General features: G+C 73.3%; 26 protein-coding genes. 18 read left to right on the top strand and 8 right to left on the bottom strand.

All coding sequences use genetic code 11. The annotated features are described in order from the left end of the window. Positions 1–38: 38 nt before the first annotated feature. A complete protein-coding gene (locus GGQ83_RS13075; protein ID WP_184384711.1) occupies positions 39–2,174 on the top strand; it encodes a ComEC/Rec2 family competence protein in 2,136 nt (711 codons plus the stop codon). Here the strand turns inward: GGQ83_RS13075 and fliP are convergent, their stop codons facing one another. From fliP to GGQ83_RS13060, 3 genes are read right to left on the bottom strand one after another with little or no spacing between them, the layout of a single operon-like run. Continuing rightward, complete coding sequence (gene fliP / locus GGQ83_RS13070) at positions 2,175–2,900, bottom strand: flagellar type III secretion system pore protein FliP (protein ID WP_184384709.1); 726 nt, start codon at positions 2,898–2,900, stop codon at positions 2,175–2,177. Then, positions 2,897–3,151 (bottom strand): hypothetical protein, encoded by a 255-nt coding sequence (locus GGQ83_RS13065; protein WP_184384707.1) that lies wholly within the window; start codon positions 3,149–3,151, stop codon positions 2,897–2,899. Before GGQ83_RS13065 ends, fliP begins: the two co-directional genes overlap by 4 nt. Before the next feature lie 31 nt (positions 3,152–3,182). Further along, entirely contained in the window at positions 3,183–3,467 is a 285-nt protein-coding gene (locus tag GGQ83_RS13060; RefSeq protein ID WP_184384706.1) for a hypothetical protein, read from the bottom strand. A gap of 96 nt (positions 3,468–3,563) precedes the next feature. On the opposite strand from GGQ83_RS13060, the gene GGQ83_RS13055 reads away from it, so the two are divergent. The 11 genes from GGQ83_RS13055 (at position 3,564) to GGQ83_RS13005 (ending at position 12,240) form a co-directional block, all read left to right on the top strand. Then, complete coding sequence (locus GGQ83_RS13055) at positions 3,564–3,950, top strand: flagellar basal body rod protein FlgB (protein ID WP_184384704.1); 387 nt, start codon at positions 3,564–3,566, stop codon at positions 3,948–3,950. Positions 3,951–3,964: 14 nt separating this feature from the next. After that, positions 3,965–4,372, top strand: a complete 408-nt coding sequence (flgC, locus tag GGQ83_RS13050; RefSeq protein ID WP_184384702.1) for a flagellar basal body rod protein FlgC — start codon at positions 3,965–3,967, stop codon at positions 4,370–4,372. Further along, complete coding sequence (locus GGQ83_RS13045; protein WP_184384700.1) at positions 4,372–4,686, top strand: flagellar hook-basal body complex protein FliE; 315 nt, start codon at positions 4,372–4,374, stop codon at positions 4,684–4,686. The genes flgC and GGQ83_RS13045 overlap by 1 nt, the downstream gene beginning before the upstream one ends. A 43-nt stretch (positions 4,687–4,729) precedes the next feature. Further along, positions 4,730–5,005, top strand: a complete 276-nt coding sequence (locus GGQ83_RS13040) for a flagellar biosynthetic protein FliQ (RefSeq protein WP_184384698.1) — start codon at positions 4,730–4,732, stop codon at positions 5,003–5,005. Beyond that, positions 5,005–5,790: a flagellar biosynthetic protein FliR gene (locus GGQ83_RS13035; RefSeq protein WP_184384696.1), complete on the top strand. Its 786-nt coding sequence runs from the start codon at positions 5,005–5,007 to the stop codon at positions 5,788–5,790. The genes GGQ83_RS13040 and GGQ83_RS13035 overlap by 1 nt, the downstream gene beginning before the upstream one ends. A gap of 3 nt (positions 5,791–5,793) precedes the next feature. Beyond that, positions 5,794–6,843, top strand: a complete 1,050-nt coding sequence (locus tag GGQ83_RS13030) for an EscU/YscU/HrcU family type III secretion system export apparatus switch protein (RefSeq protein ID WP_184384695.1) — start codon at positions 5,794–5,796, stop codon at positions 6,841–6,843. Next, positions 6,840–8,288: an ATP-binding protein gene (locus tag GGQ83_RS13025; RefSeq protein ID WP_184384693.1), complete on the top strand. Its 1,449-nt coding sequence runs from the start codon at positions 6,840–6,842 to the stop codon at positions 8,286–8,288. The genes GGQ83_RS13030 and GGQ83_RS13025 overlap by 4 nt, the downstream gene beginning before the upstream one ends. Positions 8,289–8,404: 116 nt before the next feature. Further along, positions 8,405–9,442 (top strand): recombinase RecA, encoded by a 1,038-nt coding sequence (gene recA / locus GGQ83_RS13020; protein ID WP_184384690.1) that lies wholly within the window; start codon positions 8,405–8,407, stop codon positions 9,440–9,442. After that, a complete protein-coding gene (locus GGQ83_RS13015; RefSeq protein ID WP_184384688.1) occupies positions 9,432–10,604 on the top strand; it encodes an amidase in 1,173 nt (390 codons plus the stop codon). The genes recA and GGQ83_RS13015 overlap by 11 nt, the downstream gene beginning before the upstream one ends. 141 nt (positions 10,605–10,745) lie before the next feature. Beyond that, positions 10,746–11,141: an AtzH-like domain-containing protein gene (locus tag GGQ83_RS13010; RefSeq protein WP_184384686.1), complete on the top strand. Its 396-nt coding sequence runs from the start codon at positions 10,746–10,748 to the stop codon at positions 11,139–11,141. Between the two features lie 13 nt (positions 11,142–11,154). Then, positions 11,155–12,240, top strand: a complete 1,086-nt coding sequence (locus tag GGQ83_RS13005; protein ID WP_184384684.1) for a DUF917 domain-containing protein — start codon at positions 11,155–11,157, stop codon at positions 12,238–12,240. A gap of 10 nt (positions 12,241–12,250) precedes the next feature. Here GGQ83_RS13005 and GGQ83_RS13000 read toward each other — a convergent pair whose 3' ends face one another. Continuing rightward, entirely contained in the window at positions 12,251–13,228 is a 978-nt protein-coding gene (locus tag GGQ83_RS13000; protein WP_184384682.1) for a Bug family tripartite tricarboxylate transporter substrate binding protein, read from the bottom strand. 152 nt (positions 13,229–13,380) lie between these two features. Between GGQ83_RS13000 and alaS the strand changes: the two genes are divergently transcribed. From alaS to GGQ83_RS12980, 4 genes are all read left to right on the top strand, one after another. Beyond that, entirely contained in the window at positions 13,381–16,023 is a 2,643-nt protein-coding gene (gene alaS / locus GGQ83_RS12995; protein WP_184384680.1) for an alanine--tRNA ligase, read from the top strand. Positions 16,024–16,124: 101 nt separating this feature from the next. Continuing rightward, on the top strand, positions 16,125–16,505 hold the full coding sequence (locus tag GGQ83_RS12990) for a hypothetical protein (RefSeq protein ID WP_184384678.1): 381 nt from the start codon (positions 16,125–16,127) through the stop codon (positions 16,503–16,505). A gap of 394 nt (positions 16,506–16,899) precedes the next feature. Continuing rightward, a complete protein-coding gene (locus GGQ83_RS12985; protein ID WP_184384676.1) occupies positions 16,900–17,199 on the top strand; it encodes an SDR family NAD(P)-dependent oxidoreductase in 300 nt (99 codons plus the stop codon). Continuing rightward, complete coding sequence (locus GGQ83_RS12980) at positions 17,196–18,356, top strand: patatin-like phospholipase family protein (protein WP_184384674.1); 1,161 nt, start codon at positions 17,196–17,198, stop codon at positions 18,354–18,356. Before GGQ83_RS12985 ends, GGQ83_RS12980 begins: the two co-directional genes overlap by 4 nt. A gap of 134 nt (positions 18,357–18,490) precedes the next feature. On the opposite strand, the gene GGQ83_RS12975 is transcribed toward GGQ83_RS12980, so the two are convergent. After that, positions 18,491–19,564 carry a hypothetical protein gene (locus GGQ83_RS12975; protein WP_184384672.1) on the bottom strand — a complete coding sequence of 358 codons (1,074 nt, stop codon included), beginning with the start codon at positions 19,562–19,564 and terminating at the stop codon, positions 18,491–18,493. Further along, positions 19,561–20,736, bottom strand: a complete 1,176-nt coding sequence (locus GGQ83_RS12970; RefSeq protein ID WP_184384670.1) for a hypothetical protein — start codon at positions 20,734–20,736, stop codon at positions 19,561–19,563. Before GGQ83_RS12970 ends, GGQ83_RS12975 begins: the two co-directional genes overlap by 4 nt. Before the next feature lie 170 nt (positions 20,737–20,906). Here GGQ83_RS12970 and GGQ83_RS12965 point away from each other — a divergent pair, with 170 nt between their 5' ends. After that, positions 20,907–23,141, top strand: a complete 2,235-nt coding sequence (locus tag GGQ83_RS12965) for a hypothetical protein (protein ID WP_184384668.1) — start codon at positions 20,907–20,909, stop codon at positions 23,139–23,141. Next, positions 23,134–24,426: a glycosyltransferase gene (locus tag GGQ83_RS12960; RefSeq protein ID WP_184384666.1), complete on the top strand. Its 1,293-nt coding sequence runs from the start codon at positions 23,134–23,136 to the stop codon at positions 24,424–24,426. The genes GGQ83_RS12965 and GGQ83_RS12960 overlap by 8 nt, the downstream gene beginning before the upstream one ends. Before the next feature lie 4 nt (positions 24,427–24,430). Here the strand turns inward: GGQ83_RS12960 and GGQ83_RS12955 are convergent, their stop codons facing one another. Both GGQ83_RS12955 and GGQ83_RS12950 read right to left on the bottom strand, forming a co-directional pair. After that, the gene (locus GGQ83_RS12955; RefSeq protein WP_184384664.1) at positions 24,431–25,129 is read right to left on the bottom strand and encodes an EAL domain-containing protein; all 699 of its coding nucleotides are present in this window, start codon (positions 25,127–25,129) and stop codon (positions 24,431–24,433) included. A gap of 219 nt (positions 25,130–25,348) precedes the next feature. After that, positions 25,349–25,942 carry a nitroreductase family protein gene (locus GGQ83_RS12950; RefSeq protein WP_184384662.1) on the bottom strand — a complete coding sequence of 198 codons (594 nt, stop codon included), beginning with the start codon at positions 25,940–25,942 and terminating at the stop codon, positions 25,349–25,351.

The raw sequence follows: 25,942 nt of genomic DNA, 5'->3' as shown, positions 1-25,942 counted from the left end.
CCCTTGCCGCGCGCGGAGGGGTGGTTCATCGCTGCGCCATGCTGGCCCCGCCACAACCCTGGGTCGTCCGGATGCTGGAGGCGGAGCGCCGCCGCCTGGCCCTCTGGCTGCCCGTGGCGCTGGCCTGCGGCATCCTGCTCTATTTCGCGTTGTGGAATGAGCCGCACCCCGCCTGGGCGCTGGCGGGCTTGCTGCCCTTGCCGGTGGCGGTCTGGCTCGCGCGGCGGGCGGTGCTGGCGGGTTGGGCCATGGGGCTCGCGGCGGCGGCGGGGTTGGGCTTCGCGCTGGCCCTGCTGCACGCGGCGCTGGTGCCGCCCATGCTGGACCCGCCGCGCACCGCGCTGATCGTCACCGGCACCGTGGCCGAGACCGACCTGCTGCCGGAGGGCGCGCGCCTTACCCTCGCCGGCATCCGCTGGGCCGAGGACATGCCCCCCGCCCGCCGCACCATCCGCGTGCGCCTGCGCGCCGATGACGCGGCCCGCCCCCAGCCGGGCGACATGGTCCGCATCCGCGCGCTGCTGCGCCCGCCACCCCCGCCCACCCATCCGGGCGGCTGGGATTTCCAGCGCGCGGCGTATTTCGCGGGGCAGGGCGGTTCGGGCTTCGCGCTGGGGCCGGTGGAAATCCTGGCGCAAGGCGGCCGCGCGCCCCCGCTCTCGGGCTGGCGCGCCACGATCGAGGCGCGGGTCACGGCCGCCCTTCCCGGCGCGCCGGGCGGCATCGCGGCGGCCCTGCTGACGGGCGGGCAGAGCGCCGTGCCGTCCACCGACCTCGCCGCCATGCGTGACAGCGGGCTGGTGCATCTGCTCTCGGTCTCGGGGCTGCATATCGGCCTGGTCATGGGCATGGCCTTCTTCGTGGTGCGGGGGGGGCTCGCGCTCTGGCCCGGCTTCGCGCTGCGCTTCGGCACGCGCGCGCCGGCGGCGCTGGCGGCGCTGGCGGCGGGCGGCTTCTACATGGTGCTGACGGGCAGCCAGGTGCCCATGCAGCGCAGCTTCGCCATGGCCGCGCTGGTGACGGTGGCGCTGCTGGCGGGGCGGCGGGCCTTCTCGCCGCGGGTGCTGGCCTTCGCGGCCGTGGTGGTGCTGGCGCTGCACCCGGCGGTGGTGCTGGGGCCCTCCTTCCAGATGAGCTTCTTCGCCGTGATGGCGCTGGTGGCGGGCTGGGAGGTGGCGCGCCCCTGGCTGCGCCGCGATGCGGGGCCGCGCCGCTGGTGGTGGTGGCCGCTGGCGGCCCTGGCCGGCACGGCGCTGACCTCGGTGCTGGCGGGGCTGGCCACCACGCCGCCCGGCCTGCACCATTTCGGCCGCGTGCAGCTTTACGGCGTGGCGGCCAATGCGCTGGCGGTGCCGCTGACCTCCGTGCTGGTGATGCCGGCCGGCATGCTCGCCCTGCTGCTGATGCCGCTGGGGCTGGAGCAATGGCCGCTCTGGATCATGGGCTGGGGGGTGCGGGGCATCCTGGCCGTGGCGCATGCGGTGGCGTCCTGGCCGGGGGCCGCGCTCTCGCTGGCCCCGCCGCCCGCCTGGGGGCTGCTGGTGACGGCGCTGGGAATGTGCTGGCTGTGCCTGTGGCGCACGCGCTGGCGGCTCTGGGGGCTGCCGGCCGCCCTGGGCGGCATGCTGGCGGGCGCCGTGGCCCCCCCGCCCGATGCGCTGGTGGCGGGCGATGGCCGCCTCTTCGCCCTGCGCGCGACGGGCGAGGTCTTCGTGGAACGCCGCCCCGGCGCCTCGCGCTTCGTGCAGGAGTCCTGGCTGCGCGTCTGGGGGGCTTCCGGCGCCACGCCGCTGCCCGCGCAGGGCGAGGTGGCCGGCGGGCGCATCACCTGCGCGCCCGATGCCTGCACGATGCGCGACGAAGCCGGCACCCCGCGCCTGGTGCTGCTGCGCCCGCCCATCCCGCGCCGCAACGAGCGCCTGCCGCCGCAATACGCCCCGCGCGAGGTCTGCGGCACGGTGCCCTTGATCCTTTCGCCCGAGCCGCTGCGCGGCCGCTGCCCGGGCACGCTGGTGGTGGACCGCTTCAGCCTGTGGCGGAACGGCGCGCACGCGGCCTGGAGCATGGAGGGACGTGTCCTCTCCGACCGCGACTGGCGCGGCGACCGCCCCTGGGTGCCGCCCGAACCCCGCCCGCGCGGCGAGGAGGTGCTGCCGCCGGCGATGACGGAATAGCTACATCGCGAAGCCCTGCACGAGGCTCGCCGCCAGCAGCGTCCAGCCATCCACCAGAACGAAGAAGATCAGCTTGAAGGGCAGCGACACCACCGAGGGCGGCAGCATCATCATGCCGAGCGACATCAGGATGGACGCCACCACCATGTCGATCACGAGGAAGGGCAGGAACAGCAGGAAGCCGATCTCGAAGGCGCGGCGCAACTCGGTGACGAGGAAGGCCGGCATCAGCGCGCGCCAGGGCGCCTCGGCGGCCGTCGCGGGCGGCAGGCGCGCGAGGTCGAGGAACATGGCCAGGTCCGTCTCGCGCACATTGGCCGCCATGAAGCGGTGGAAGGGCTGCGCCGCGGCCGTCAGGCCCGCCATCTCGTCCATGCGGCCCTCGGTCATGGGCTGGATGCCCTGCACCCAGGCGGCCTCCAGCACCGGCTGCATCACGAAGAAGGAGAGGAACAGCGCCAGCCCGATCAGCACCGGGTTGGGCGGCACGCCCTGCGCGCCGATGGCGCTGCGCAGCAGCGCCAGCACGATGACGATGCGTGTGAAGGCCGTCGCCATCACCAGCAGCGAGGGTGCCAACGACAGCAGGCCGACCAGCGCCGTGAGCTGCACCAGCCGCGCCGTGGCGCCGGGCTGCCCCGTGGCGCCGAGGTCAATGGCGACCGACTGCGCCGAGGCGCCGCCCGCCAGCAGCGCGAGGACGAGGGCGAATGCGAAAACCCTCATGGCGCGCGCTCCGGCAGCCAGCCCAGGAACTGGTCGCCCATGGGGCCGGTCAGCAGCAGGCCCTCCCGCCCGTCGCAGCGGAACAGCACCAGGCGCCGCCGCGCATCGAGCGCGCAGGTATCGGCCAGGCGCAGCCGCGCATCGGGCCGCGCCACCAGGCCCCGGCGCTGCAACAGCCGCGCGCCCCCCCACAACAGCAGCAGCACGGCCGCCAGCGCGGCCCCCGCTTGGAGATAGGCAGGTGATGTCATGGCGTGGCCTCCTGCCGACGCGGATGGGGGTTCAGGGCAGGCGGAGCGCGAGGTCGAGGCGCTCCAGCTCCCGCAGGCAGTCATCGAGGGCGGGGCGCAGCAGCGGGGCCGAACCCGGCTCCAGGCAGGCCAGCGCGGCGGCGAGCCGCGCGGCCTCGGCCTCCAGCCCCTCCAGCTCCACCGCGCGGCCGGAGGTGACCAGCGCGCGCGCCACGGCCATGGTGGCTTCCAGCGACTGGATGGCCGCCAGCACCGCCTGGATTTCGGGCGCGGCCTGGGCAGGGGGCGGCACCGCGGGGCAGGGGGGAGGGGCCATCGGGCATTTCTGCCCGCCAGGCCCTTAAGGAACCCTGACCGACCCACACCGGGCCGCTTTAGCCTTCCTTAACCTTCCCGCGCCAAGCTCCGCCCCATGGACCTCATGCGCTCCGGCCCCATGGCCCTTGTCGAACAGCGCCTGCATTGGCTGGATGGGCGGCAGCGCATGCTGGCCGCGAACATCGCCAATGCCGACACGCCGGGCTACCGCGCGCGGGACGCCGTGCCCTTCGCCGACATCCTCGCCCGCCGCGTGGCGCGGCCCGCCATGGTCGCCACCGATGCGCGACACCTGCTGCCCGCGGGCGGCGCCAACCGTGGCCTGGTGGCCGCGGTGAGCGAGCGCACGCCCAATGGCAACGCCGTCTCCATTGACGAACAGGCCCTCCGCATCGCCGAGAACGACCAGTCCCACGCCATGACCATGGGGCTGCACCGCAAATACCTGGCGCTGTTCCGCACCGCGCTGGGCCGCCCCTGACGGAGTGAACCGCCATGGACCTCGACCGCGCCCTCTCCATCTCCGCCGCCGGCATGGCCGCGCAATCCTCGCGGCTGCGCGTGGTGGCCGAGAACATCGCCAACCGCGACAGCACGGGCAACGCCCCGGGCGCCGAGCCCTATCGCCGCAAGACCGTCACCTTCGCCAACCGCCTCGACCGCGCGCTGGGGGCGGAGACGGTGCGCGTGGCCCGCGTCGGTCGCGACCAGAGCCCCTTCCCGGAGCGCTTCGAGCCCGGGCACCCCGCCGCCGATGAGCGTGGCTATGTCCGCACGCCCAATGTGGACGGCCTCGTGGAGAACATGGACATGCGCGAGGCCAATCGCAGCTACACCGCCAACCTCGCCGTGCTGGAGACCACGCGCGGCATGTTGATGCGCGCCATCGAGGCGCTGCGCTGATGGCCGCCCCCATCATGGGTGCGGCGCTGGGCGCCGCGGCCGCCTATCGCGCCGCGCAAGGGCTTGGCGCGGGGCTGAACGAGGCCGTCGGCGCCGCGGGCGGTTTCGGCGACGCGCTGAGCCGTGCCGTGCAGGGCGCCATCCAGACCGGCCACCAGGCCGATGCCAGCGCGACCGCCGCACTCACCGGCACGGGCAGCGTGACCGATGTGGTCCTGGCCATCTCCCGCGCCGAACTCGCGCTGCAGACCGCGACCACGGTGCGCGACCGCGTCGTCACCGCCTACCAGGACGTGATGCGCATGCCGATCTGACGGCACCGCACCACCCGCCCGCAAAACGCGAGGGGTCAACCGCATGCTTGAACAGGCCACCGTGATGGCCATGCGCGAGGCCGTGTGGGTCGCGCTGCAACTGGCCGGCCCGCCGCTGCTGGCGGTGCTGTGCATCGGCCTCGTCGTCTCGCTCATCCAGGCGCTGACGCAAATCCAGGAGCCGACCCTGGCCTTCCTGCCCAAGCTCGCGGCCATGGTGGTGCTGCTGCTCTTCCTCGGGCCCCATATGTCGGGGCTGATGCGCGGCTGGGCCGCGACCCTCTTCGACCAGGTGGTGGCGCTGGGCGGCGCGCCCTGATGATCACCCCCGCCGACCTCGCGCTGCTGGAGGCCCTGCCGGTGCTGGCCTTCCACGCCGCGTTGGTCTTCTGCCGCATGGGTGCCGCGGTGATGCTGCTGCCGGGCCTGGGCGAATCCGAAATCCCCATGACGCAGCGCCTGGCACTGGGCGTGCTGCTGGTCTTCGTCCTGACCCCGGTGCTGAGCCCCGAGCTGCCGCCTTTGCCGGACCAGGTCGCGGCCCTGGCCCTGCTGGTTGCGGTGGAGGTGCTGGTCGGCGCCTGGATCGGCCTTTGCGCGCGCTTCGTGGCGCTGGCCTTGGCCCAGGCGGGGCAGGTGATCGCGCTGATGATGGGCCTTGCCTCGCCCTTGCAGGGCGACCAGTTCCTGGGCAGCAGCGTGACGGCGCCGGCGCGGATGCTCGGCCTGCTGACGGCGGCGCTGTTCCTGGCCACGGGCCTCTACGAGGTGCCGCTGCGGGCGCTGGCCGGCAGCTATGCCACGCTGCCGCCCGGGCAGCCGCTGCCGCTGGGCGATGCCGCCGAATTGCTGACGCGCTTCGTGGCCGGCGTGCTGGCGGTGGCCATGCAGTTGGCCGCGCCCTTCGTGCTGGCGGCCATCTTCTTCAACGCGGCCATGGGCTTGCTGGCGCGCGTGGCACCCCAGCTCCAGGTCTTCGTCGTCGCCGCGCCCGCGCAGCTGCTGGGCGGCTTCCTGCTGCTGATCCTGCTGATGCCCGCCCTCTTCCACGCCTGGTGGCGCGCCACGAACGAGGCGCTGTCCCGCCTGCCCGGCCTCGGCTGAGCCATGGCCGAGGACGAGGAGGGCGGAGGCGAACGCACGGAAGAGGCCTCCGCCCGCAAATTGCAAAAGGCGGCGCAGGACGGGCAGGTCGCGCTTTCGCGCGAGGCGGTGGGGTTCACCACGCTGCTGGTCGCCTCGCTGGGGGCGGCCATCATGCTGCCGGGGCGCGTGGCGGAGCTGGCGGCGGCCATGGCGGGGGGCTTCGCGCGGGCGCATGAGCTCGACACCGGCTGGGCGGCTCGGGAATGGGGTTGGCTGTTCTTCCACCTGGCCTGGCCGGTGGCCGTGGCGGCCATCCTGGGCGCGGTGCTGGCCACGCTGCTGCAGACGCGCGCCGCGCTGAACTTCAAGTCCATGGCGCCGAGCCTGTCGAAGATCTCGCCGATGAAGGGCTTCGGGCGGATGTTCGGCAAGGAGGGGCTGATGGAGTTCCTCCGCACCCTGCTCAAGATGCTCATCGTCATGGCGGCACTCTGGTTCGTGGCGCGGGATTTGCCGGGGCTCTCCACGCTGATCGAGGCGCCGCCGGGCGCCCTGTTCGGCGCGGCGGGGCAGGGGGTGGCGCGGCTGCTGGCGGCGACACTCGCCGCCTTCGCCCTGCTGGCGCTGGCCGACATCCTGTGGGTGCGGCACCGCCACCTCGAACAGCTGAAGATGACCAAGCAGGAGGTCAAGGACGAGGCGAAGGAAAGCGAGGGCGACCCCGCGATCCGTGGCCGCATGCGCCAGCTTCGCCAGTCCAAGGGCCGGGCGCGCATGATGGCCGCCGTGCCCAAGGCCGCCGTCATCATCACCAACCCCACGCATTATGCCGTTGCCCTGGCCTATGAGCCCGGCCAGTCTGCCGCGCCCAAGGTGGTGGCGAAGGGGGTGGATGCCATGGCGGCCCGCATCCGGGAGGTGGCGAAGGAGGCGGGCGTGCCCATCATGGCCGACCCCCCGCTGGCGCGCGCCCTGCACCGGCTCGACCTCGACGCCGAAATCCCCGCCCAGCATTGGGACGCGGTGGCGCGCATCATCGCCCTCGTCATGCGGCGCGCGGGCGGGGCATGAAGGGAATGGTGCCGCCGGGCGCGCTGCTGGATGCGCTGCCCCAGCCGCTCGCCCTGCTCGACGCGCTGGGGGAGGTGGTGGCGGCCAACCCGCCCTTCCGTGCCCAGCTGGAGGGGTTCGCCCCCGGCGACAAGGCCTGGGACCTCCTGCCCGAGGCGGCCGAGGCGCTGGCCGCGGGGCTGCGCGGCGCGCCGGGGCGGGTCGGCATCGCGCGGCTTTCCGTCTCGCTCGCCATCACCCCCTGCGCGCGGGGCGTGCTGCTGGCCCTGACCCCCACGGGCGATGGGCAGGATGAGCGGCTCGCGCTGCTGGGGCGGCTCGCGGGCGGCATCGCGCATGACTTCAACAACCTGCTGGGCGTGATCCTGGGGGCCGCCGCCGCCGCCCGCGTGGCGCCACTGCCGGACGAGGTCGCCGTCGAGGTCGCGGCCATCGAGGCGGCCGCCGAGCGGGGGGCCGCGCTGGTGCGCCAATTGCTCGCCTTCGCGCGGCAGCAGGTGCTGGCCCCGCGCAGCGTGGCGCTGAACGACACGGTGATGCAGTTCGTGCGCCTGCTGCCGCGGCTGATGGGGCCGGGCATCCAGGTCGAGATGCATCTCGAACAGCCCTCGCGCCACATCCTGGTGGACCCCGACCAATGGTCGCGCGTGCTGCTGAACCTGGCCGTGAACGCGCGGCAGGCGATGGGGGCGCGGGGGCGGCTCATCTTCACCACCGGAAGGCGCCTCGTGCTGGCGGACGAGATCGCGGCCGGCGAATTGCTGCCGCCCGGCCGCTACGTCACGCTGGAGCTGCGCGACACCGGCCCCGGCATCCCGCCCGAGGTGCTGCCCCGCATCTTCGAGCCCTTCTATTCCACCAAGCTCGAATCCGGCGGCACCGGGCTGGGCTTGGCCACCGTGCAGGGCATCGTGGGCCAGTCGGGCGGGCGGATCGAGGTGGAATGCCCGCCCGAGGGCGGCACCCTCTTCCGCATCCTGCTGCCCCGCGCCGAACCGCCGCCCGAAGCCTCCTCGGAGGCCGCGCCCACCCTCCCTTTCCCGGAACCTGTGGTGGCAACCCCTGCCGGCCCCATCCTGCTGGTGGATGACGAGCGCACCCTGCTGCGGGTGGCCGCGCTGACGCTGACCCAGGCCGGGTATGAGGTGCTGGCCCAGGAGGATTCGCAGGATGCGCTGGACGCCATCCGCGAGGGGCTGCGGCCCGTCCTGCTGGTCACCGACGTCGCCATGCCGGGGCTGGACGGGCTGGAACTGGCCCGCGCCGCGCGCGCCGTGCAGCCGGACCTGCCGGTGCTGCTGCTGTCGGGCTATTCGGCGGCCTCGGTCGGCGGCGCGCCGGAGCGCGAGGGCTTCGCCTTCCTGGCCAAGCCCTTCACCCCCGAGGCGTTGCGCGACGCGGTCGCCGCGTCGCTCCTTTCCGCCATCTCCGCACCCCCTGGTTGAGAGGCGCGCCCGCGCGCAACCGGGTCTTCCTTGCGACTCACCCCTGGCCGGCACATAGTGCCTGACCCGAATTTGCCCGGCCAGAACCGCCGGGCGTGATCCAAGGATGAAGCCAGATGGAAAAAGGTAAGGCGCTGGAGGCGGCCCTCAGCCAGATCGAGCGCGCCTTCGGCAAGGGCTCCATCATGCGGATGGGCGCCAAGACGTCGATGGAGGATATCGAGGTCATCTCCACGGGCTCGCTCGGCCTCGACCTGGCGCTCGGCATCGGCGGCGTGCCCAAGGGGCGCATCATCGAGATCTACGGCCCGGAATCCTCGGGCAAGACGACGCTCGCGCTGCACATCATCGCGGAAGCGCAGAAGAAGGGCGGCACCTGCGCCTTCATCGACGCCGAGCACGCGCTCGACCCCGGCTATGCGCGCAAGCTGCATGTCAACGTGGATGACCTGCTGATCAGCCAGCCCGATGGCGGCGAGCAGGCGCTGGAGATCGCCGACACGCTGGTGCGTTCCGGCGCCATCGACGTGCTGGTGGTGGACAGCGTGGCCGCCCTCGTCCCCAAGGCCGAGCTGGAAGGCGAGATGGGCGACACCCATGTCGGCCTGCACGCCCGCCTCATGTCGCAGGCGCTGCGGAAGCTCACGGGCACCGTGTCGCGCTCCAACTGCCTGCTGATCTTCCTGAACCAGATCCGCCTCAAGATCGGCGTGATGTTCGGCAACCCCGAGACCACCACGGGCGGCAACGCGCTGAAGTTCTACAGCTCCATCCGCATGGAGATCCGCCGCATCGGCGCGATCAAGGAGCGCGAGGACGTCATCGGCAACCAGACCCGCGTGAAGGTCGTGAAGAACAAGATGGCGCCGCCCTTCCGCCAGGTGGAGTTCGACATCCTCTATGGGGAGGGCATCTCCAAGGTCGGCGAGTTGCTGGACCTCGGCGTGAAGGCCGGCGTGGTCGAGAAGTCGGGCGCCTGGTTCTCCTGCGACGGCACGCGCATCGGCCAGGGGCGCGAGAACGCGAAGCAGTTCCTGCGCGACCACCCCGAGATGGCCGACAGCGTGGAGCGCCGCATCCGCGGCCAGGCCGACACGGTGGCGAGCGGCATGCTGGCCGCGCCGGAGGGGGATGCGGACGCCGATGAGGAATGACCCCTTCCTGCCCGGCCCCGCGATCCGCATCGCGGGCCGGGCAGGGGGGCCGCTCTCCGGCCTGAGCTTCGCCGCCAAGGACCTGTTCGACGTGGCCGGCCACCCCACGGGCGGCGGCAACCCGGACTGGGCGGCGCATGACCCCACGCCCAGCCGCCATGCCTGGGCGGTGCAGGCGCTGCTGGACGCCGGCGCGGAGCTGGTGGGCAAGACCGTGACCGATGAGGTCTCGCTCGGCATCCTGGGCGAGAACGCCTTCGACGGCACGCCGCTGAACCCCGCGGCACCCGGGCATGTGCCGGGCGGGTCCTCCTCCGGCTCGGCCAGCGCGGTGGCGCAGGGGCTGTGTGACATCGCCCTCGGCACCGACACGGGCGGCAGCGTGCGCGTGCCGGCCAGTTTCTGCGGGCTCCATGGCATCCGCCCCACCCATGGGCGGCTCGACCTCACGGGCATGCTGCCCCAGGCGCCAAGCTCCGACACCACGGGCTGGTTCGCGCGCGATGCGGCCACCTTCGCGCGGGCCAGCGAAGTGCTGCTCCAGGAGGCCATCCCGGACGCGGTGCCCATGCGGCTGATCGTGGCCACCGACGCCTTCGGTTTTGCGGAGCCCGAAACGGCCGCGGCGCTGCAACCCCTGCTGGACCGGCTCAAGGCCCTGGTGCCGGATTGGCGCGAGGACCTGCTGGCCCCCGGCGGCCTCACCGCCTGGGCCCGCGCCCAGCGCACATTGCAGCCCGTCGAGGCCTGGGAGACCTTCCGCCCCTGGATCGAGACGCACAATCCGCGCATGGCCTTTTCGGTCGCGCGCGGGCTGGTGCTGGGGGCCGCCACGCCGGAGGGTGAGCGCGGCTGGGCCGCCATGGTGCGGCAGGAGGCGCGCGGGCGGCTGCGGCATTTGCTGCCGCCGGGCACCATCCTCGCCATGCCCACCACGCCCTTCCCGGCGCCGAAGGCCGGGCTGCCGTTGCCGGTGCTCGGGCCCATCCGCGACGCCATATTGGGCCTCTGCGCCCAGGGCGGGCTGGCGGGCCATCCGCAGATCAGCATTCCCGGCAGCCTCGCCGATGGCCGCCCCGTCGGGCTGTCCCTGCTGGCCGCGCGCGGCGCCGATGCGCTGCTGGTCCGCACCGCCCTGGCCTTGGAGAGCGGCTCTCCGTGATCAGCTTGCGTTGATCACGCTTTCGCCCTTGCCGAGCGGCCGATTCACGGCTTCGCTGCTGCCAACGAACCGATCGGACGCTGACTTGCTGAGCGGCCGATTCACGGCTTCGCTGTGCCATCAAACCCGATCGGACGCTGAATGGAACTGAATATCCCCGAGGTGGTGGAAGAAATCCGCACCCTCTTCGAACGCTACGAACAGGCGCTGATCGACAAGGATGTGGAGGTGCTGGACGCCACCTTCTGGAACAGCCCGCTCACCATTCGCGCCGCCATCCACGAGAATGGCTATGGTTTCGACGAGATCCATGCCCATCGCGTGCGCCGCCCGCCCGGGCCCGGCATCAAGCTGGCGCGGCGCCGCGTGGTGATTACCACCTTCGGCCGTGACCTCGCCACGGTGCATCTGGAATTCGACATGCGCGGCCGCGACATGCCCGCCCGCCAGAGCCAGACCTGGGTGCGCTTTCCGGATGTGGGCTGGAAGGTCGTGCTGGCCCAGGTCTCGGTGACGGAATCCACGCCGGCCTACTGAGAAGGACCACGCCATGCCCCGTGAACTCGGCGCGGCCGAAATGGAGGCCGCGCTGGCTGGCGGGGCCGTGCTGGCCGCGGGCGGCGGCGGCTGGGCCGAGCATGGCCGCGTGCTGGGCACCGCCGCCATCCATTGCGGCCGGCCCGTGCTGATGCACCCCGACGAACTGCCCGACGGCGCCATCATCGCCACCGCCGCCGCCATCGGCGCCCCCGGCGACCAGACGGCGTGGGAGATGCTGGCGGTGGACTATGTCCGCGCCGCCCAGCTGCTGGAGCGTGAGTTCGGCCGGAAGATCGACGGCTTCATGGTCGGGCAGAACGGCATGTCCTCCACGCTGAACGGCTGGCTGCCAGCGGTGATGATGAAGGCCGTGGTGCTGGACGCGGTGGGCGACATCCGCGCCCACCCCACCGGCGACATGGGCAGCATGGGCATGCACCGCGACCCCACCCCCACCATCCAGACCGTGGCGGGCGGCAACCGCGCCGAGGGCCGCTACATCGAGCTGGTGACGCGCGGCGCCACCGCCATGGTCAGCCCCATCCTGCGCACGGCGGGGCACATGTCGGGCGGCTTCATCGCCTCCTGCCGCAACCCCGTGACCAACGGCTTCGTGAAGGCAAACGCGGCGGTGGGCGGCATTTCCTACGCGCTGGCCCTGGGCGAGGCGATCCTCGCCGCGCGGCCTTCCGGCGGGCGGGCCGTGATCGAGGCCATCTGCGCCCACACGCGCGGCCGGATCCTGGCGGAAGGCCCGGCGCGGCGCGAGGCGCTGGCCTATACCGAGGCCGCCTATGATGTGGGCCGCTTCCAGGTGGGCGACGCGACGCTGCACCTGATGAATGAATGGATCGCTGTGGAAGCGGGCGGCGAGCGGCTGGCCACCTTCCCCGACGTCATCACCACGCTGGACGCGCAGACGGGCGCGCCCGTCTCGGCCGGGCGCATCCGGGAGGGGCAGCTTCTGGTGGTGCTGCACATTCCGAGCGCCGAGGTGCCGCTGGCGCCCGCGCTGCTCGACCACGGGCTCTACCCCGTGGTCGAGGCGGCGCTGGGGATCGAGGTGATCCCCTATTTGCCGAAGGCCGGCGCCTGAACGCCGGAGCTCAGGCCCCCGCGACGATCCCCAACTGCCGCGCCGCGCCGCCCCACTTCTCCGCGAATTCGCGGATGAAGGCGGTGTAGGCCTCGCCCGTCACGGGCGGGTTGGGCGCGTAGTTGGCCAGCTGTTCCAGCCGCGCCGTCACATTGGGCGTGGCCATGGCGGCGACCGAGGCCTCGGTCAGCTTCGTCGCGATGTCGGCCGGCAGGCCGCGCGGGCCCGAGAGCCCCGCCCAGGTCGTGTTGGTCAGCACCGGCATGCCCTGTTCGGCGAAGGTCGGGATGTCGGGGAAGGCCGGGATGCGCGTGGGGGTGGACAGCGCCAGCACCCGCACCTGTCCGTCGCGGATCATGCCCGTGTTGGTGGTGATGGGGTCGAACATGCTCTCGATGCGCCCGCCCAGCAGGTCCGCGAGGCCGGCGGCACTTCCACGGTAAGGCACATGGTCCATGTTGGGCAGGTTGGCCTGGCGCGACATCACCTCGCCCATCAGATGCGTGCCCGAGCCGATGCCGGAGGAGCCATAGCGGATGGGCCCGCGCCGCGCGGCCTCGATGTAGTCGGCGAGCGTCCGGATGGGGCTGTCGCCCTTCACCATCAGCAGGTTGGCGCTTTCGGCCAGCAGGGCCAGGTGGGTGAAGCCGTCCACCACATTGTAAGCGAGGTTCGGATAGGTGCCCGACGCCACGCCGAAGGGCGAGGAATGGCTCATCACCAGGGTGTAGCCATCGGGTGCCGCCTGGGCGGCCAGGTTGGCGCCCAGCGTGCCGCCGGCCCCCGCGCGGTTTTCCACCACCACCGACTGGCCGATGCGCGGCGTCAGTTCCGCGGCCAGCAGGCGCGCCATGGTGTCGGCGAAGCCGCCGGGCGGGAAGGTCGAGATCAGGCGGACGGGCCCGCGGGCCGGCCAGGCGGATTGCGCCAAAGCGGGTGCGGCGAGGGGAAGGGCGGCGGCCCCCAGGATCAGTTGACGGCGAAACATGAGGCACTCTCCAGCAAACATCTGCCCAGGGGGTGGGCAGAACCCGGCCTGTGGGCGGTCAGGCACAGGATGTCTGCAAGGGCCGTGCCGCGCCTCCCCCAACCTTGGGGGGCAACTTGAGGGGAAACCGGCGCCACGCTACAGCACGCAGCATGAGCAGCAGCAACGACATCCGCGCCACCTTCCTCGGCTATTTCGCCCGCCATGGCCACGCCGTGGTCGAAAGCAGCCCCCTGGTGCCGCGCAACGACCCCACGCTGATGTTCGCCAATTCCGGCATGGTCCAGTTCAAGAACGTGTTCACGGGGGCCGAGCGCCGCCCCTACAGCACCGCCACCACCGCGCAGAAATGCGTGCGCGCCGGCGGCAAGCACAATGACCTGGACAATGTGGGCTACACCGCCCGCCACCACACCTTCTTCGAGATGCTGGGGAATTTCTCCTTCGGCGACTACTTCAAGGAACAGGCCATCCAGCACGCCTGGACGCTGATCACCAAGGACTTCGCGCTGCCGAAGGACAAGCTGCTGGTCACCGTCTATTCCGAGGACGAGCAGGCGGCCGACTTCTGGCGCAAGATCGCGGGGCTGCCCGACAGCCGCATCATCCGCATCCCGACCGACGACAATTTCTGGCGCATGGGCGACACCGGCCCCTGCGGCCCGTGCAGCGAAATCTTCTACGACCACGGCGACAAGATTCCCGGCGGCCCGCCCGGCAGCCCCGACGAGGATGGCGACCGGTTCATCGAGATCTGGAACCTCGTCTTCATGCAGTTCCTGGAGGAGCCGAAGGGCACGCGCAACCCGCTGCCCCGCCCCTCCATCGACACGGGCATGGGGCTGGAGCGCTTCGCCGCCATCCTGCAGGGCAAGCACGACAACTACGACACCGACACCTTCCGGGCGATCATCCTGGAGAGCGCGCAGCTGACGGGGCAGGAGCCGGACGGCGCTTTCCGCGCCAGCCACCGCGTCGTGGCCGACCACCTGCGCGCCGGCGCCTTCCTGATGGCCGATGGCGTGCTGCCATCCAACGAGGGCCGCGGCTATGTGCTGCGCCGCATCCTGCGCCGCGCCATGCGCCACGCCCACATGATGGGCGCCGAGCAGCCCTTGCTGCACCGCCTGTTCCCGGTGCTGGAGCGGCAGATGGCGGCCGCCTACCCGGAACTCTCGCGCGCGGCGGGCCTCATCACCGAGACCTTCCAGCTGGAGGAGACGCGCTTCCGCTCGCTGCTGGAACGCGGCCTGCATCTGCTGGAGGGCGAGAAGGAGAAGCTCGGTGAAGGCCAGCCCTTGCCGGGCGACGTCGCCTTCCGCCTCTACGACACCTATGGCTTCCCGCTGGACCTGACGCAGGACGCGCTGCGCGCCGAGGGCCGCGCCGTGGACGTGGCCGGCTTCGAGGCCGCGATGGCCGAGCAGAAGCAGCGCGCCCGCGCCGCCTGGGCCGGCAGCGGCGAGGCCGCCACCGAGACCGTCTGGTTCGACGTGAAGGAGCGCGTCGGCGCCACCGAGTTCCTCGGCTACAGCACCGAGCGCGCGGAAGGCACCATCACCGCCATCCTGGCCGGCGGCGCCCCCGTGAACTCCGTGGCGGTGGGCCGCGAGGTCGCGGTCATCCTCAACCAGACCCCCTTCTACGGCGAGAGCGGCGGCCAGCAGGGCGATGCGGGCGTGATCCGCACCGCCGACGGCGTCATCCGCATCCGCGACACGCAGAAGAAGCTGGGCGACCTGTTCATTCACCTGGGCGTGGTCGAGCAGGGCGACATCAGCGTGGGCCAGGCCGTGGTGGCGGAGGTGGACCACACCCGCCGCTCCGCCATCCGCGCGCACCATTCCGCGACCCATTTGCTGCACGAGGCGCTGCGCCGCCGCCTCGGCACGCATGTGGCCCAGAAGGGCTCGCTGGTCGCACCCGACCGGCTGCGCTTCGACGTGTCCCAGCCCACCCCCATCGCGGCCGAGGACCTCGCCTGGGTCGAGGCCGAGGTGAATGCCCGCATCCGCGAGAATGCCGAGGTCACCACCCGCCTCATGACGCCGGAGGCCGCGGTGGCGGAAGGGGCCATGGCCCTCTTCGGCGAAAAGTATGGCGAGGAGGTCCGCGTCGTCGCCATGGGCCGCGACGAGGCGGCGGCTGAGCGTGGCGGCCACTACTCCATCGAGCTTTGCGGCGGCACCCATGTGCGCCGCACCGGCGATATCGGCCTGCTGCGCCTGGTGGCCGAGGGCGCCGTCAGCGCCGGCGTGCGCCGCGTGGAGGCCGTGACGGGTGCGGCCGCGCTGGCCGTGGTGGAGGCCGAGGCCCGGCTGCTGCGCGAGGCCGCACTCGCGCTCAAGGTCACGCCCGCCGACCTGCCCGCCCGCGTCGCCATGCTGATCGAGGAGCGCCGCAAGCTGGAGCGCGACCTCGCCGAAACGCGGAAGAAGCTCGCCACCGGCAGCAGCGCCGAGATCGAGGTGGTGGGCGGCCTGCGCGTGGCGCTGCGCGACATGGGCGACGTGCCCGGCCGCGAACTGAAGGGCCTCGCGGAAGCCATCCTGAAATCCGGCACCGCCGATGTCGCGGCGCTGGTCTCCAACGAGGGCGGCAAGGCCAGCATCGTGGTCGGCGTCGGCGAGGTGGCCAAGGGCCGCGCCGATGCTGTGGCGCTGGTCCGCGCGGCCTCGGGCGCGGTGGGCGGCAAGGGCGGCGGCGGGCGGCCGGAAATGGCCCAGGCCGGCGGCCCGGATGGCGACAAGCTGGACGCGGCGCTGGCGGCCATTAAGGCCGCGCTCTCGGCCTGAGACCCGCCTTCCGGCGGGACGCCTGAGACCCGCCTCGCGACGGGGCCGTCTGAAACCCGGCTCCGGTCCGGCGCGTTCCCTCTCCTGTAGAGGGCAAAGCCATGACCGGAACGAATGATCTGCCGCGACACAACGACCCGACGGAGATCAATCCCCGTCCGCGTCCCACGGCGGCCGCCACCGCGGCCCCCAATGTGACGCACCTGCGCCGCGACATCGAGGCCGGGGCCACGGGCGACAAGCTGCCCATGCTGGACCCCGCCGCCTCGCCGCTCGGCACGGATGACGAGGCGGGTGGCACCTCCCCCACCACGGCAGAAGTCGCGGCCGCCCGCGCGGCCGAGCGTGGCACGGAAAGCGCCTCGCGCGGGGTGGGCGGGCGCACCGGCCCAAACCCGGCGCGCGTGCCCCTGCTGCTGGCGCTGGCGGTGCTGCTGGCGGGGACGGCGCTGTATTTCTCGTTCACCACGCCCTGGTGGTAGCGCCCATTCGCGCGACGGCGGCGCCTCTTGGACGGGGCGCCTGCCGCCTTGGCGCGTGGCGCAGCTCCGGCGCCACGGGAAGGAGGTCAGCGCGGGGCCCGCATGGGTCGCGCCGTCAAGGTCTTCCCACGCCGCTGCCACCCTAGGGGGTGGCGGGGGCGATGCGGGTGAGCAACCCCGTCCCGATGGCGATGAGCACATGCGGCCAGGCGATGAAGTTCGCGAAGTCCTTCCGGGGAAGGGTGGGCATCGGGCTCGGCGTGGCTTGCGGTGGCGGCTGTGGCGCCGGCACCGTCAGGAAAAAACCCTGGCCGCACCGATGGGTTGCCGGATGATGTGGCGGAACCCGCGCGGGCGGGGCGGGTTGTAGGAGGGACACTTCCCCGGAGTTCCCATGTCCCCCCCGCCGCGCACCATCGTCATCACCGGCGTCATCACCGGCGCCTCCAGCGGCATCGGCCGCGCCTCCGCCCATGCCTTCGCCGCGGCCGGCTTCCCTGTCGTGCTCTCCGCGCGTCGCCAGGCCGCGCTGGAGGCGGCGGCGGAGGAAGGCCGCGCGCTCGGCGCCGGGGCGCTGCCCCACGCCGCCGCCCTGCCGCTGATGCTGGCCGCCTGGCCCTTCCGGCCGCTCGGTGCCTCGCTCGCGCCGCCGCTGCTCGCCGCGAGCACGGGCAGCGGACCCCATTCCCGATGAGCCGCCCCACACCCCCCGTGGCCGTCGTCCTCTCGGGCGGCGTCGCGCTGGGCGCGTTCGAGGCCGGGGCCTGCGCCGCGCTCGAAGCCTCCGGCCAGCCCATGCCGGGCTGGATCGCCGGCAGTTCGGTGGGGGCCGTGAACGCGGCCCTCTTCGCCGCCGCCCCGCCGGGCGAGGGCGGTGCGGCGCTGCGCGACTTCTGGGATTCCCTGGCGCAGCAGCCCACGCCGCTCACCACCTTCCTGCTCGGCCCGGCGCCGGCCAAGGGCGCCTGGCGCGCCGCGCACAACCGCGCCGCCGCCTGGCAGACGCTGTTGATGGGCCGGCCCGGCCTGTTCCGCCCCGATCTGCGCCTGGGTGGCGGGCCGGCCTTCTATGACCTGGCGCCGTTGCGCGCGCGGCTGGAGGCGACACTCGACCTCGACCGGCTGAACCGCGGGCCCACGCGCCTGTCCATCGTCACCACCGATGCCGAGACCGGCGCGCGCGTGGTCTTCGACACCGCGCGCGGCGATTGGCTGACGGCCGAGCACATCCTCGCCTCCAGCGCCATGCCCGGCCTGTTTCCGCCCGCCGAACTGGAGGGGCGGCGGCTGGTGGATGGCGGGCTTTCGGCCAATGCGCCGCTCGACCTCATCCTGAGTGAGGTGGGGGAGGAGGCGCTGACCTGCCTCGTCGTCGAACTCTTCCATCGGGCGGGCCAGCGGCCGCGCCACGTCTCCGCGGCCCTGGCGCGCGCGGCGGACCTCGCCTTCGGCAACCAGACGCGCCAGGCCTTGGTCGCCCATGCGCGGGAATGGGAGGTGCGGGCGCGCATGGCCTGCCTCGCCCGCCACCTGCCCGAGGAACGGCGGTCCAACCCGGAGGTGGCGCAGCTTCTGCGCGCGGCCGGGGTGGGCGCGCGCGCGACGGTGGTGCTGATGGGCTACCGCGCCGCCTTCGACGAGGCGGGGCCGGGCAAGGCCTTCGACTTCTCCACCGCCACCCTGGCCGACCGATGGCGGGCGGGCGAGGCGGCGATGGCGGCCGCGCTGCGTCGCCTCACGACACCGGACCGCGCCGAGGAACTGGCGCCCGGCCTGCGCCTGCACGAGGTGACAGCGATGCCGCCCCAGGTGGAGATGGAGATGGAGGCGGAGAGGGCCATCCGCGGCTGAGGCCATGGTGGGCCGGCGCCGGCATCTTCCCTCGCATCACGGCCTCGCGGCGGAGGGCCAGGACGTCATCACCACGAAGCAGCCGGCGGCGCGACGCGCCCTTCACGGCGCGCCATCACGACCGGGGCCGCGCGCTAGGGCCGGGAATGCCGCAGGATGTGCTCCTGCAGCCGCGGCAGCAGCCCCTTCCGCACCATCGCGGGCATCGGCGCCGCGAGCTCGTCCAGGGTGAGGACCGCGGCGGCGCCGAGAGGCGGCTCGACGCCGGCGCCAGGCGGGACGAGGCCCAGCCGGGAGCGCGCGATGAAGCATTGCCGCGCGATCCGCATCACGTTCACCTGGTCGCCGATGACCCAGATATTGGCCATCAGGTCCTGGGCCTGCACCACGGGCTTCACCCCCTCGATGCCGGCCTCCAGGCTGGCGCGCGCGGCGTCGGGATCGCCCAGCATGTGGGACAGCACCCCGTGCAGGAAACAGCCCGACACCATGTTCAGCGCGCTGACCTTGGACAGGGCCGCGTGGTGCAGGCAGTGGCGGGGCAGGGCGTACATCTCGCGCGCGGCGGCGTAGTCTCCGCCCGCCATGTGCAGCAGCCCGGCCACGGTCGCGAGGGAGACGCTCCAGCGCACCTCCTGCCAGGGCAGGCGGGGGGGATCGGGCACATGCGCGGGCAGGCGGCGCCAGGCCTCGGCCATCAGCGGCCGCGCGCGTTCCAGCAGCCAGGCGATGCGCGCCTCCTCGGCGGGGGCGCGCTGGGTGCTGAGGCGCTCGATGTGGCGATGGGCCAGGATGGCGAGTGCCGCCGCGCGGGTCAGCGGGTCATGGGTGAAGCGCTCATGCGCGCAGCGTGCGCCCAATTCCAGCAGCAGGGGCGAGGCGTAGCGCGAATGGTTCAGCTGCACCTTCTGGAAGAAGGTCGCGGCGTCGGGCAGGGCCAGCGCCTCGAAGAACTCCCCCTCGGGCCGCAGCGCGCCGGGCGGCGGGGGCGCGCCCCCGGGCCGGAACGCAAGCTCGCCCCGGCTGATGTCGCGCAGCGCCTCGAAGGGCAGGACAAGGGTTTGCGCCCCGGGATCGCCCGCCGGGATGCGGGCCAGGACCACGCCGTCCAGCGTCACCTCGACGGGCGCGGGCAGCGCCTGGTCCGGCGTGGCGGTGAAGCGCACTTCCCGCGCGCTGTCGTCGAGCTGGGCGAGGAGACGGATCATGGCCGTGCGATCCCGAGCGAGGCCAGGCCGTCGGCGAGGCGGGGGCAGAGCCCGGCCGCGAGGAGGCGCGGCACGGACGGGGCGAAGTGCCGGAGTTCGAAGGGCGTGCCCTCGTGGTAGCGCGGCGTGGCGCGCGCCGTCAGCAGGCCGAACTTCGCCAGCGCGACGAAGCATTGCCGCGCCATGCGGCCCGCCGCGATCAGCTCGTCCAGGGCCGCGATGTCGGTCATCAGGTTGCGTGCCGTCACGCTGGGCTGCAGGGCGCGCACGCCGCGCTCCAGCACCTGCCGCGCGGCCTCGGCCTCGCCCTCCAGGCCCAGCAGCACCCCCTCCATCAGGCAGGCATGCACGAGGTCCAGCGCGGCCTCCGGCGCCAGGTGGAGCCCGGACGCCTGTGCCGCCGCCGCGCCGAAGCAGGCGCGCGCCTCCGTCATGTCGTCCTGGCAGAGGCAGAGCATTCCGCAGGCGGCGCCGAGGGCCATCATCCAGCGCAGCGCCAGGGGCTCCGGGGCCGTGTTGTCGTCCAGCAGCGCCCGGCCTTCGGCCAGCAGGACGCGGCCCTCGGCGCGCAGCCAGCGCGCCTCGGCATGGTCATCGGCGGTCAGCCGCGCCAGGTCCCGCGCCAGCAGGAGCTCGGCCAGCAGGGTCAGCGCCGCCGCGCGCGCGGCGAAGCCTGGCAGGGCGCGATAGGCCGCCCGGGCGCCCAGCACCGCCAGCAGCGGGTCGGCCTCGCGGCCGTCGCGGCGCGCCGCCCTGGCCAGGAAGCTCGCCTCGTCGGCCACCGCCATGGCCTGCAGCGCCGCACCCGCCAGCCGGCCGGGGGGAAGGGGGGGCAGGCCCTCCGCCAGCAGGCGCGGGGGGCTGCCGGCATGGCGCAGCGCATCCGCGAGCGTCAGGCGCAAAGGGCCGAATTGCGCAGGGCCCAATTGCGCTGTGGAGGGACGAAGCGGCACCGCCATCAGCCCCGTCTCGCCCAGGCGCAGCTGCAGCCGCCGCCCGGCCAGGGCGGGCGGCACGATGGACAGGTCGAGAAAGAGCGTGATGTGCCGCCCCCCGGCCTCCAGCTCCCCCGACAGGCACGCGCCGGCCGCGAGCCGGGCCCAGTCGGAGATGTGCCCCGAAATGGCGTCGGAGGTGGGGGCAACCTGGGCAGGGCTGGCGGCTTCGGTCATGCCGCGTTCCTGCCTCCTCCCATCGCCGGGCGCAACATGCGCTTCCGGGGCGAGGGCCCGCGGCCGCCCGGGACGAAGCCCCTCCCCAGGGGGTGGCCCGGATGGTATCCTTGTAACATGCATGATGTGCCGCGCCTCCTTCCGCCCCGGCCCAGCGCTCGCGTCCCGCCATGTTGGGCCGCGCCGGGGGGCGGACGGTGAGCGTCTATGCGCTCGATGGCTATGTGGACACCGCCGAGCACGGCGATGGCATCACCCTGCTGGGTGGCTGGGTGCGGCTGCCCGAGGCCGGCATCCCCAGCGCCCGGCTGCGCCTGACCACGACCGGGGGGCTGCGCCAGGACTGGCCGCTGGCCCGGCTGCTGGCGCGGCGCGACCTGCCGGCCGAAGGCCCGATTCCCGCCGGGCGCGGCTTCCAGCTGCTGGTGCGCGGCCTGCCCGACTGGAGCGAGGGCGCGCTGTCCGTGGTCCATGCGGGGGGCGAGATCCCGCTCCATCCGCCCGTGCTGAACCCCGCCCCCTTCCGGCCGCGCGGCCATCTCGACGGCGCCGATGGCAAGGAGGCCTGGGGCTGGCTGGTCCATGCGCCCGGCACCGAGGCCGTGATCGAGATGGAGGGCATGGGCCGGCTGCCGGTGCGCTGCGACGTCCACCGCGCCGACCTGCCCTTCGACGATGGCAGCCCGCTGCCCGCCTTCGGCTTCCACCTGCACTTCGCCGGCACGGCGCTGGCGAACGGGCGGGGGCCGCGCCGCGTGACGCTCCACGCGGCCGGGGTGAAGCTGGGCGAGGTGATGCTGGAAGGCCAGCTGGCCGCCGGCCTGCCGCCCTTCCTGGCCGCCGCCGCGCTGGGCACCGGGGCCGAGGCCGGTGGCCGGTCCAACAGCCGCATCACCGGCCTGCTGGCCGAAACCGCGCCGGTTGGGGAGCCGGCCTCCACGAGCCCTCCGGCCGCGCCGCCCCTTCTGGTGCTGAACGTCTGCCGCGCGGTGGGGCTTGGGCATCTGCTGCTGGCCGGCCGGGTCGAGTGGACCGAGGATGGCAGCGAACCCACCCTGCGCCTGCTGCCGGCCGCCCCCGCGCAGAGCCTCGTTCTCTTCGACGAGCCCGACCTGCTGGCCGCCCTGCCCCCCGGCCGGACCTGCCGCGGCTTCCTGCTGGTGGGGCCCCGCCCTGGCGGGACGGAGCCGCCCTTGCTGGAATGGGTGGCCGGGCGCCAGTCCGGCCGACAGGCCCTGCCTGGCGACGCGCACGGCCCCACCCCTGACGCGGCGCTGCACCAGGCCGGCTGGGGCGGCGTGTTCCATCTGCTGCGTGAGGCGGCGGGGGGTGGCGCCGCGGCCGCGCTGCTGTCGCCGCAGCTCGGCCCCGCCGGCGCCTTCACCCGCTGGCTGGCCGGGGTGCCCTGGCTGGAACCCGCCGATTTCCCGCGCGTGGAGGCCTGGGCCGCGCCCTCGGGCGAATGCGCCATGGCCTTCACGCTGGACCCCGCCATCGGTCCCGACACGCGCCTCACGCTGCTGGCCCTGCTGCTCGAGGAGGGGCGGGTGCGGCCCTTGCCCATGGCCCAGTCCCCCGCGCTGACCAGCGAGACGATGCTGCTGGCCCATGGCCTGCTGCCCCAGTTGACCGAACTGCCCGCCCCCCCCTTCGAACTGGTGATGGAGATGCGCCACGCGGGCGAGGCGCAATGGTTCCGCGTGAACCCCCGCACCCTGCCCGCGCCGCTGCTGCTGGCCGCGCTGCACCGCCACGCCGCCCTGCCCGCGGGGCCGGAGCTGGGCGAGACGCTGGCCTGGCTGCGCGACCTGCTGCAGGCGCGGGAGGAGAGCTTCGCCGCCATGCTCATCGGCGCGCCCCCACCCCCGCCCGCCGCGCGGCCCCTGCTGCTGGTGCTGCACGGGCTGGACGATGCCGAGGCGGTGCGGCTGCTGGCCATGGCCGCGCCGGCCATCGAGGCGCGGGCCGATGCCCTGCTGCTGCTGGGCGCGCGTGAATTCACCGAGCCGGCGCTGGAGATCTTCCTGTCGCGCGGGCGCATCGCGGCGCATGGCGGGGCGGGGCTCGCCGCGCTGCGCGGGCCGCTGCGGCGCGGGCTGGACGCGGCGGGGGGCCTCGTCATCCTCGACATGCTGGAACTGGCGGCGGCGCTGGAGCGCGACGACGCCTTCCAGCCCCGCCTGCCGCTCTCCGCCCTGCCGCTGCTGGAACAGATCGCGACCGTGGCGGGGCTGCCCGACGCGGCCGATGCGGTGGCGCGGCTGTCGGCCGCCACCGGGGCGGGCCTGCCCCCGCCAGGCTTCGGCGCGCAGGACAGCGCGGCTTCGCGCATGGTGGCCGGGCATCTGCACGGCTTCTGGCGGGGCCTCGCGCCCCTCTTCCAGGCGGAGGCGGCCGATGCCTGAGGCACCCACCGCCATCTGCATCGTCGCCCATGCCCACCCCGCCTTCACCAAGGGCGGCGGCGAGATGGCGGCCTTTCGCGAATTCACCACGCTGCGCGCGGCGGGCCACCGCGCCATCCTGGTCGCGGCGGCGGAGATGGGCCCCGCCGCCCCGGGCGGGCGGCTGCTGCGCCACGCCCCGGACGAGCACCTCTACGACCCCTATGGCATGACCGAGGACCGGCTGTTCTGGTCCGACCTCGCGGCGCGCGAGGCGCTGCTGGCGCTGCTGGTGGCGCAGCCGGTGCAGGTGTTCCACTTCCACCATGTGTGGCGCGTGGGCTTCGACCTCGTGGCGGCGCTGATGGAGGCGCGGCCCGATGCGCGCTTCGTGCTGACCCTGCACGAGATGCTGGCGATCTGCGCCCATCACGGGCAGATGATCCGCACGCGGGGGCGGGAGCTGTGCCATGGCTACGCCCCCGCCCTCTGCGCCAATTGCTTCCCCGAGCGGACGCCGCGCCACTTCGCCCTGCGCCGCGCCACCTGGCTCGCGCTGCTCAACCGCTTCGACGGCGTCATCTACCCCTCCGAGTTCATCCGGACGCGCTTCCGCGACTGGGGCTTCGCCGCGCGCGAGGAGACGGTGCTGGAGAATGTCCTGGGCGAGGAACTGGCCGCCACGCCCCGCGCGTCGGCCGAACCCGGCCTCGGCCAGCACTTCGCCTTTTTCGGCCAGCCCACCCCCTTCAAGGGGCTGGACGTGCTGATCCGCGGCTTCGCCCTGGCCCTGGCGCGGGAGCCCGGCCTGTTCCTCTCGCTGCATGGCTGCGAGCGGGAGGAGGTGCTGCGCCTCTTCCCCGCGCTGGAGGCGGCGCTGGACGCCGCGGGCCCCGCCATCTTCTTCGCCGGCCGCTATGATTCGGGCGATGTGCTGGGGCTGATGCGCCTGTCGGGCTGGGTGGTCGTGCCCTCCGTCTGGTGGGAGAATTCGCCCGTCGTCATCCAGGAGGCGCGGCGCGCGGGCGTGCCGCTGATCGTCTCCGACATCGGCGGCATGGCGGAGAAGGTGCGGCCGGGGCTGGACGGGCTGCATTTCCGCCGTGGCAATGCGCCCGACCTCGCCCGCGCGCTGCTGGCCGCGGCCGCGCCGGGCCGGCAGGAGGCGCTGGCGGCGAGCCAGACGGACAGCATCGGCCGGGAGGAATTCCTGGATGGGTTGCTGCGGGCGTTGACCGGTGGCCAGGGTGCTATCCGCGAAGGCGGCAGTGGCGTCGCGGCGGATCGGCCTCTCGCCGAAAGCTGAGGGTTCAGTCGCGCAGCGGCCAGCGCGACAGCCCCTCGAAGACCGGGCGGGCGAAATGGAAGCCCTGCATGTAGCGCATCCCGGCGGCGCGCAGCACCTCCATCTCGCCCTCGCGTTCCACGCCCTCGGCCACCAGCTTCACCCCGATGTCGCGCGCCATCGTCACAAGGCTGCGGATGATGGCGAGCCGCACCGGATCACGGTCGCAATCCTGGATCACCCGGCGGTCGAGCTTCAGGATGTCCGGCCGCAGCTCCGCCAGCCGCGCCAGGCCCGAATAGCCCGTGCCGAAATCATCGAGGGCGATCTGGAAGCCTTGGCGGCGGTATTCCTCGATGATGGAGCGGGTGTGGGCGGGGTCCTGCACGCGCTCATTCTCGGTGAATTCGAAGGTCAGCCGGTCAATCGGGAAGCCATGGCGGCGTGCCGCCTGCAAGCTCACCTGGATGCAGGCGCGGGGCTGATAGACGGCGTTGGGCAGGAAGTTGATGTTCAGCCGCCCCTGCAGGCCGAGCCGCGCGGCGAGTTCGATGGCCTTCACGCGGCAGGCCTGGTCGAAGGCGTAGAGGTTCTGCGGGGTCAGTTGCGCCAGCACGGTGGCGGCGCCTTCGCCTTCGGGGCCGCGCACCAGGGCCTCATGGGCCTCGATGCGCTGCTCCTCCAGGTCCACCACGGGCTGGAAGGCCATGGTGAAGGGGAACATCTCCGGCGCCTCGCGGCACGCGACGCAACCTTCATTTCTTGCCGGCACAGTCTTCTCCACTTCCTCCCCCAGCAGCTGTCGTCGCGGGGGGACGGAAAACAACGCGGGTCACGCCCTTTGCGTTGTGCCGGCAAGACCCCAAGGCATGGTGAATGACGGAAGCTTCACCTCCGGGTGAGCTCCCGCCTTTATCACACCCTCTGGCTCACATCCCCTGGCTCAGACCGGCTGGCCCCAGGCGGCGGCGAAGAACATCCCGGAAGCGGGCTTGCGGGACCGCGGCGCCATCTCGCGCTGGGCCAGCGCCTCGGGCAGCGCATCGGCGGGGCCGGGCTTGCCCAGGACGAGGGCGGCGACGGGCGTCACATCCTCCGGAATGGCGAAGGCCGTGCGCGCCGCGGCGGCGTCGAAGCCCGCCATCTGGTGGATCTGCAGGCCGAGGGCGGCCGCCTCGATCGCCATGGCGCTGGTGGCCTGGCCCGTGTCGTATTCGGCCCAGCGGTTGGGGTTGCCCTTCTCGGCGAAGTTCACGCGGGCGCAGGCCAGCATGAGCACGGGTGCCGCATTGGCCCAGCCCTGGTTGAAGGGCACGAGGCAGGCCAGCAGCTTCGCATAGGCCTCCGGCTCGTTCTCCTTGCGGGTGATGAGGTATTGCCAGGGCTGCTCGTTATAGGCGGAGGAGGCCCAGCGCGCGGCTTCCAGCACCTGGCGCAGCGCGGCCTCGGGCACCGCGTCGGGCAGGAAGCTGCGCGGGCTCCAGCGGGCGGCGATGGCGGGGCTGAGCGGGGTTTCGGCGGGGGCGAGGCGGTCCAT

The sequence above is a fragment of the Roseococcus suduntuyensis genome (genome assembly GCF_014196305.1).
Taxonomy (GTDB): Bacteria; Pseudomonadota; Alphaproteobacteria; order Acetobacterales; family Acetobacteraceae; genus Roseococcus; species Roseococcus suduntuyensis.
Note: the sequence above shows the minus strand (reverse complement) of the source record. Positions and strands in the feature narration are given on the sequence as shown.